Source organism: Pantoea sp. SM3 (assembly GCF_000963995.1).
Lineage (GTDB): Bacteria > Pseudomonadota > Gammaproteobacteria > Enterobacterales > Enterobacteriaceae > Pantoea > Pantoea rwandensis_B.
In genome coordinates, this window is the sequence record NZ_JZRD01000044.1 from 1 (window position 1) to 8,482 (window position 8,482).

At 47.5% G+C, this 8,482-nt stretch carries 6 protein-coding genes; all 6 read left to right on the top strand.

Annotation, left to right across the window (positions count from 1 at the left end; translation table 11 throughout):
• Nucleotides 1-1,299: type VI secretion system Vgr family protein (locus tag VI01_RS21970; protein WP_045816625.1), on the top strand; the 1,299-nt coding region annotated here is incomplete at its 5' end.
• Nucleotides 1,300-1,568: 269 nt separating this feature from the next.
• Nucleotides 1,569-3,095 carry a hypothetical protein gene (locus VI01_RS21975; protein ID WP_045816626.1) on the top strand — a complete coding sequence of 509 codons (1,527 nt, stop codon included), beginning with the start codon at nucleotides 1,569-1,571 and terminating at the stop codon, nucleotides 3,093-3,095.
• Complete coding sequence (locus VI01_RS21980; RefSeq protein ID WP_082082093.1) at nucleotides 3,092-4,204, top strand: T6SS immunity protein Tli4 family protein; 1,113 nt, start codon at nucleotides 3,092-3,094, stop codon at nucleotides 4,202-4,204. Before VI01_RS21975 ends, VI01_RS21980 begins: the two co-directional genes overlap by 4 nt.
• Before the next feature lie 750 nt (nucleotides 4,205-4,954).
• Complete coding sequence (locus tag VI01_RS25085) at nucleotides 4,955-5,212, top strand: PAAR domain-containing protein (RefSeq protein ID WP_369801890.1); 258 nt, start codon at nucleotides 4,955-4,957, stop codon at nucleotides 5,210-5,212.
• 5 nt (nucleotides 5,213-5,217) lie between these two features.
• Nucleotides 5,218-6,348: a hypothetical protein gene (locus VI01_RS21990; protein WP_156149393.1), complete on the top strand. Its 1,131-nt coding sequence runs from the start codon at nucleotides 5,218-5,220 to the stop codon at nucleotides 6,346-6,348.
• Nucleotides 6,349-6,652: 304 nt separating this feature from the next.
• The coding region (locus VI01_RS21995) for an ImcF-related family protein (RefSeq protein WP_197079615.1) at nucleotides 6,653-8,482 on the top strand (1,830 nt) is incomplete at its 3' end.

The window sequence follows — 8,482 nt, forward strand, 5'->3', positions numbered from 1 at the left end:
AACGACATCTATGCCTGGCAGGATGCATCCGGGTTATACCGTGTGGTGTTTGATGCAGACGAAGAGGGAAAGGATCGCGGTCTTGAAAGTATGCCCGTTCGCCTCGCGAAGCCTTACGGCGGGGATGGGTACGGCTTCCATTTCCCGCTGATACAGGGAACGGAGGTGGCCATAGCGTTTCGTGAGGGGGACCCGGACCAGCCCTACATTGCTCATGCGCTGCATGATTCTCGTCATGTTGATCACGTTACTGAGAAAAACAGTACCCGCAACGTAATCCGCACGGCTGGCCTGAACAAGTTGCGCATGGAGGACAAGCGGGGTGAGGAGCATATCAAGCTCAGCACGGAGTATGGGGGGAAGACGCAGCTTAACCTTGGTCATAACGTTGATGCTTCAAGATCGTTGCGTGGGGAAGGTGCAGAGTTACGTACCGATAAACATATTTCTATTCGCGGCGGGGCTGGAATTTTCATCAGCGCTGATGAGCAGTCACACGCTGAAGGAAATATGTTGGCAATGCAAGCGGCGGTAAATGAACTTCAGCAGGCTCAGCGCTTAACCGAATCACTGCGAAGTGCGGCTGAAGTGGCCAAAGCAGAGCTTGCTGATCTACAAAGCCAAAAGGCACTCCTCAATGATGCTTTGAAAGAACTAAAGCAGTCTGTTCTATTAATGTCTGCTCCTCACGGTATCGCCCAGACAACCCCAAAGAGTCTGCAAATATCTGCTGGAGAGAATCTGATCGCAACCAGTGGAAGTAATGCAGACTTCAGTATTATTAAAGCATTCAGAGTCGCCGCTGGAAGTGTTATTAGTTTATTTGCTCAGAGTTTAGGAATTAAAATTTTTGCGGCTAAAGGTAAAGTGGAAATTCAGGCGCAGGGAGATGAAGTAACTTTGGATGCTCTCAAAGATGTGAGAATAAGCAGCAGCGAAGGAAAAATAATTATTCGCGCTTCTAAGGAAATTCTTTTAATCGGTAGTGGTGGTGCTTATCTGAGGATTGGAAATGGAGAAGTTGAGTGCGGTGCTCCAGATAAAATCATTCAACGAGCGGCAGTGTGGCAAAAGTTTGGGGGCCAGAGTGCCAGTGAGATGGCGCAAACATGGAGTCAGTCCGAGTTCGGAATTACTCCCATTATGACTAGGCCGTTTTATAACCCTCCTATTAGAGGGCAAAGTATTAGCATTTTAAGTATTAATGGCAACAGTAAAATCGCTAATGATGCAACTGGGCAATCAGTACAATATAAAGGTATTTGTATGGGGGTGGTGAAAGTAATTAAGAACACATGACGAGGAATCTCTCAAGGTGGTAATTTAAATCTTAGTAAAACTCCATCATTCATTAATGCTAATGAATATCAGGCAAGGCAAGGCAAGGCAAGGCAAGGCAAGGCAAGGCAAGGCAAGGCAACAAACCACCAACTTACTTAAAATATATCGTGGAATTTTATTCTAATGTGGGCTGTCTGTGATTTATTTAATTATCAACACTTAATGCCAAGTATTATCAGGGTGAGTAATAATTTTTGTTATGGCGATTAATAACTGGAGGTTAATGCATGGACGAAAATAATCGGTCTTACCATCGTCCCATCTGGGATGGAAATGGGAGCTTTCATTATCAAATCATTCCCCAAAAAAAAGAAAAAGAACATTTGGCGCTATGCCTCGCGCCGCCTGAAAAAGTGATCCCGGTTATTTTTATTCCGGGGGTAATGGGGTCAAATCTGAAAAACAAAAATAGTGAAGTCTGGCAGTTCAGTGCTACATCGCTTGGCAAATGGCCGATGGCTAGCGCGGAGAAAAGGAAGTTTCTTCTTGATCCGAGGACTACTACTGTGGATGACAGTGGCGAAATATTCAACGAAGCCATGGAAGATATAAAATTCAGCTCCCGACGTGAAAGAGGATGGGGAAGTGCATTTTATAAGAGCTATGGGAAGGCACTAGATCGGCTGCAATACCTGCTCAACGATGATGACATCCTGATGGACAATTACTTCAGAGAGGCTCAGATGCAGACGACACGGCAGCGTTTTGTAGGTGTAAGAATAGGAGATGAACCGATAGAACAGGTTTTAACTGCTGATGAAGCGGCACACAGTTATAGATTTTTATATCCAGTGCACGTTTTTGGTTACAACTGGCTTCAGTCCAATGCGGATTCAGCGATGTTGCTGGGCGCGTATATCGGTAAGGTACTAAGGGACTACCACGGCCGTCTGGCGGTAAATAAAGTCATTCTGGTCACCCACTCAATGGGGGGACTGGTTGCCCGGCACTACTCAGAAAACATGAACGGACAGGAAAATATACTGGGGATAGTGCACGGGGTGATGCCGGACCTTGGCTCACCAACGGCCTACCGGCGGATGAAAATCGGTGAGAGGGGCGTTACCGGGATGATTATCGGGGATAATGCAGAAAAGCTGATGCCGGTACTGGCGCAGTCCCCCGGTCCGTTACAGCTTTTACCGAGCAGGACTTATGGTTCGGGCTGGCTGAGAATAGAAGGGGCTAATTCCCGCCAGTCCCTGCCACTGGATGATCCTTATAAGGAGATTTATCTGGATAAAGCGGCTTGGTGGCGGCTGTGTGAGCAGGATTTGCTGCTGGGTAACACTGAAGATGAGTGGAATAAATATGAAACGAGGATAAATGAGGAAGTTAAAGAATTCATTGAAGAGTTGAACGGCAAATACCATCCGCAGACCTGGCTGTTTTACGGTGCGAGTGCGGACAATCCGTCTGACGAGTTCCTGACGTGGAAGGAAAATATTCCTGTGCGCGTGAAGGAAGCTCAAAGGGTGAGGAAGGATGATGGAAAACCTCTTGAGTTATCCTCGTTGAGAACCCATGAGCTGATTTCTGCGGGAACGCCTGGAGACGGCACGGTACCGGTTACGGCTATCCGCACGACGTCCCCCCGAATTCGAGGTGTGCTGGCAACTGATGTTAACCATGAAGGGGCCTATGCCGTTGCCCCGGCAGACCGTTCCCGTTCGGTTGACCGCGAGCTGTCAGATGCCCTGATGTTCACAATCCGCTCGGTGGTGAAAATCGTGCAGCAGGTGCCTACACCATGAAAAAATTTCTTCTTCAACTGCTTATCCCTCTGGCGATGGTGCTGCTGGCAGCAGGATTCTATATTTACAACTATGTGACATTTGTGCATACGCCGTCGGCGTTAACGGACAAGGAAAAACGTATGGTCGATACTCTTTTTGCCACCACGAAAGCCCAGTGCGTAGGGCGTTATATGTTTGAGGTTCCGGCCTCATTTGAAAATACTCTGACGGACAGCGCCCAGATTAATGAGGTCAGTATCAGCAGCAAACGGCTCTACCGTCCAGCGTTTGAACAGCGTATCCGGAGACGCGAACAGGAGCTACAAAACGGACACACAGTAAGAAAAGTGGATCAGCCTTTTCTCAAGCAGGTGTACCGGGTTAGTGAGAATGCGGTGATATTTGATCGTAATAAAAATGAGAGCGTGCCGGGTTTTGGGCGCATTCTGGAAGGGCACCTGTACGTAGACGGAGTGGCGTTTATTCTCACTCAGAACATTACCGATTACTCGGACCAAAAATTTGCCAAAGAACGTGAGTTTTGGTTACGCAAAGAGGTTGGTAGACCCGCTTGGATGGCCAATGATAAGCCACAGAAAATTGCAGAGCTCCAAGATCTGATGTCTCGCCTGAGCGGACGTAAAGACGATGAAATCCCGACACAGCCGGGGGCCTGTATTTCAGAAGGGTTTATCCGCGACGGAAGCGCGCTAGCGAAGGAGGATATTACCTTTGTCTATCCGCATAATCCGGTCTTTTCGTTTACAGTCTGGAGCAATAATGCCTTAAAAGAAAGCGCCAATATGCTGGAGCGAAGCGGTGAAATTGAGTCTTATTTGAATCAAATTAATGCCCGGACACTGCGTAAGGGTAAAACACAGATTGCCGGGTTTGATTCAAGTGAATGGCTTGCCACAGCTCCGTCAGAAACGTCGCCTGATGACGCCTCTGCACAGTTATTGTTTACCGCTATAGCCAATGAGAAAACAGCGGACTTCAAAAACCCCAATCTTGACCTGACATTAAATAATCATGCTATGCCCCCGCCGACTTACAATAATGCTGAAATAGTGGAAATATGGGATCGTATAACTCATTCTTTTCGATTAAGAAATAATGCTTTCTGAAGAAGTTACTGAGTGAATGATTGATATATTTAGCAGCTATCTGAGTATTACAGAAAGCAGCTTGGGTATTCATATGGGTGTTGAATTAATATCATTTATTATTTGGGGTGATGTTTCTGTTTTTATCGAATGGAGTTGTCATCGTTTTTGAGAGTAAATGAGCTCATGAAGTTAAAATAAACTCTCCTTATCTTTCCAGTGCCTGGTGTAGCCGAAATCTATCGATGTAATATCAATATGATGGGTAAGCTATTGAGATATTTATCTCTTGAGTTCATTGCTTTGTTGATGATCCACATGGCTTAATCGTTGAAATTATTTTTTTTTGCGAGGGTGAATCATGAAAATAAAAGGAGTGATGGTAGTCTCTCGGGATTCTTCAATTTCCGAGAGAATACCTTTTGTGTCTTTTTTTATCGGTGCGTTTGCAATGGTTATCTTGCAGTTTTTTGACTTTGAAGTATACCGTTCAGAGTCGTTTTTTTTGGGCGGCGATATATATAGGATAATCATATATTACTCATCTATGCTTTTTTCATGTCTTTTTTATTTGTGGTCGATAGTGTTTTTGGTTATTAGAAAGAATAAGGATGGGCGTGTTGGCCTGTACAGTCTGTTATCTTGTCTTTTGCATGGAGGATATGTTTTTGGCATGTTTGTGGCTTTTATAATTATAAGGGGTTCATAGTTATGAAAGTGCACTTTCATTTTTTTGCATTCAGTTATTTCTTGTTTAATTAAAGGGTGAAGATTATGCCAGCATTAACTTGTCTGGGTGATGCAACCACCCATGGTGGTGAGGTAATAACGGCCTCATCTACTATGTATGTTGAAGGAATTCAGGTTGCATTAGTTGGTGATAGGGTTTCATGTCCACTACATGGAACTAATCAGATTCAGCAAGGCGATCCAACATTATTTAATAACGGCGTTCAGGTGGTTGTACATGACTGTGTTTGTGAGTGCGGTTGTAGAATCATTAGTTTTAGAAACGAAAGGGTTGAGTAAATAAGATGAATTGGCCGATTCCGAATATCCCACATAAAAAAGTATTGAACCCTCCATCAAAGAAATTCTGGCTTACTGTTCTTTTTGTGTTGGTAGGCTCTGGCACATCAATCACTATCTTTCTGTTTCACGCCCGAACATTTTTAGATGTATTTATCAATGGACTGCTTCCCTCATTATTAATCTGGTTTTGTTTTCTAGGAGTAGCATTATTTCGGTATGAGCAATCTTCGAATGTGGCAATATTGTGGGATATACAAACACAATATACTAAGACTCAATGGCAACGTTGGGCTATGTGGCAAAGACCGATAATAGCGAATGTCATTATATGTCCTGAACTAAAAGGAAGTCTGGCGTTAACTGGTGCTCTTCCTGATATTCCTGCATACCCCCAGAAAGGGCGAGGGTTGCATACTAAATTTGCCACGCTCAATGCTAAATTTGATTTTTTGGATAAAGAAATTGAGGATCAGGTTTCGGATTATCGAAACATCTTATATGATATTGTCGTATTGACTACAAAAAATCATGATATCCAATTAGTTTCTCAAGCTGTGTATAGACAATGGGATCTAATTCCAGCGTTTCTAAGCTCCGCTGATGACTTTTTTTCAGGGAAAGAGTCACGCAAGATCCAAGGGTTGACATTGATTATTACCTTACAGGACTGGTCTAACTCGCGTGAAGCTGAGTACAGTGAATTTATTTCTGCAAAGTTGATATGCAGCAAAGAGACAATAAAAATCTATTCATTGAATGCACAAGCGGGTGTTGGAAGGTTTTTGCATTCAGAATCACTAACTCAGTCTCTGGATGTGCTGGTTGAATATAACAATCTTAAAAGTTCTGATATCAAATGTGTATGGTTGACAGGAATTGAAGAAAAAGCTCAGATCGAGCTTGCACAGTATGCCCACTCAAATAAATGGTCGCTTCCTCCCCGACATCCTTTTTTAGTGATCAATCATTCGTTTGGACCTCCTGGTCCACTATCTTTCCCTACATCGTTGTCATTAATAACAGAAGCTGCGATTCAATCTGAAGAAGCGCAATTGTTAATTTGTGGCAATAGAGATGGCACTTATTCAATTTGTCTGGTTACAGGGATGTTATTTTATGATGGAAAAAACTAAGCAATCCACATGCGGTTTTAGCGTGACTGGCTATGCAATATTTGTTGTCGCGCTAGAATGTGTAAGCGCATTTCTGATTTACACTTTAAGAAGAAATATAGATGCGTTAGGGGTGAGTAGAGAATCTGTTTGGGTCATTTGGGGATGTAGTATTATTTTCTTAATGATGGCAGTTTTTATTTTTTATCTCTATCAGAAAAGATTATGCAATGAAGGTCAAAAGCCCTATAAGCCTGAACAGGTATTAGAAAATGATTCGCCATTACAACAGACTAAAAGCACATCTGTTCAAAATCACAATATTTTGCTTGAGCACCTCAGGCAGGTTCTCCGCACACAATATGGCCACTTCTGGAAACGCAAAATCCGTATCCTGCTGATTACTGGTAGCGTAGCGGATGTGGAGCGTCTGACGCCTGGCCTGCCTGAGCAGCTCTGGCAGGAAGATAGCGGCACGCTGCTGCTGTGGGGAGGTGACACGGCTTCATATTCCGATCAGAACTGGCTAATAGCCCTGAAGCGCCTGCGGCGCAGGCCCGCCGATGCGCTGGTCTGGGTGACTTCGGCTGCCGATCGCCTCGCCGTTGTTAACGGTTCGCCTCCAGCCGAGCTGCCTTCCGCCGCTGCAATAGATGCTACTGTTCATGAGCTGGCGGCTCACTATAAGGCCCTGGGCTGGCGACTGCCGCTATTCGTCTGGTCGCTACATCTACGCGCGGGCGAGCAGCCGGGACGCCAGACGCAGGCGGTTGGCTGTATGATGCCGGATGCCGGAAATGCCGTTGCGTTATGCGCCGAACTGGCTGAAAAGCTTATCACTCAGGGCATTCAGCAGGCCGCAGGCAGTTCGGAACATCGATTTCTGCTGAGCCTAGCTGACCAGCTGGTACGTGAGCCGGGATCGCTGACTGCGCTGCTCACGCCGCTGCACAACCCTTTTCGTCCGCTGCCGCTGGCTGGCATGGTGTTCAGCACGCCTTCAGCTGGCGCGCAACACAGCATGCCGCACCACTGGGGGTGGGATAATCGCTGGGATGCAATACCGGCTTCGCTTAAACATCTGCCGTCGCATCTGCGCGCGGTACGTCCGGGGCTTTCCTGGGCGGTTGTTCTGGCCGCTGTGTCCTACGCGCTAGTGGTGCTTTGGGGGGCGGGTATGCTGGTATCCTTTCTGGCCAACCGCAGCGTGATTGATGAAGTGCAGGCGCAGACGGAGCAGGTGGTTGATGCCCGCCAGCCTCTGCCGCAGCGTTTGGCGTCACTGGCTGTGCTGCAGAAAACCATCGAGCGCCTGCAGTACCGGGTTGAGCACGCTGAGCCGTGGTATAGCCGCCTGGGCCTCAATCAGAATGAAGCGCTGCTAACGGCGCTTTGGCCGCGCTATGGCGAAGCAGCGTTGCCGCTGCTGCGTGATGCGGCGGCTGAACATCTGCTAGGCCGCCTGAATACGTTCGCGGCACTCGCACCCGACAGCCCGCTGCGCGAAACGCAGTCAAAGCAGGCCTACACGCAGCTCAGGCTGTATCTGATGCTGACACGCCCTGAACGTATGGACCCCAGCTGGTTCAGCCAGTCGCTGATGCAGAACTGGGTGCAGCGGCAGGGTCTGGATAACGCGTACTGGCAGGGCGCCGGCAGTCCGCTGCTGGCTTTCTATGCAGAGAATCTCATCTCTCACCCCGAATGGGCGCTGAAAGCAGACCCGGAGCTGGTCAGGCAGGTGCGCACCCTGCTGGTACGTCAGATGGGGGTAACCAACAGCGAGTCCCGCCAGTATCAGCGGGTGCTCTCACAGGTCGCCCGACAGTATGCCGATATGCGGCTGGCCGATATGACCGGCGATACGGATGCGGGTCGCCTGTTTACCACCGATGAAGTGGTGCCCGGCATGTTCACCCGTCAGGCCTGGGAAGATGGCGTTAAACCCGCCATTGAAAAAGTGGCGCGGGAGCGGCGTGAGGAGATGGACTGGGTACTCAGCGATGCACCGCCGCCCGCCGGTGATGCGTCCTCACCCGAAGCGCTGGAAGCGCGGCTCACCAGCCGTTACTTCTCTGACTACAGCGCAGCCTGGCTGAACTTCCTCAACAGCCTGCGCCTGCAGCCGGCACCGACGCTTTCCGACGCAATTGAC

What these genes read in the sequence shown, in the direction of transcription:
- VI01_RS21975 (WP_045816626.1), top strand. Translation starts at nt 1,569, where the DNA reads ATGGACGAAAATAATCGGTCTTACCATCGTCCCATCTGGGATGGAAAT.
- VI01_RS21980 (WP_082082093.1), top strand. Translation starts at nt 3,092, where the DNA reads ATGAAAAAATTTCTTCTTCAACTGCTTATCCCTCTGGCGATGGTGCTG.
- VI01_RS21990 (WP_156149393.1), top strand. Translation starts at nt 5,218, where the DNA reads ATGAATTGGCCGATTCCGAATATCCCACATAAAAAAGTATTGAACCCT.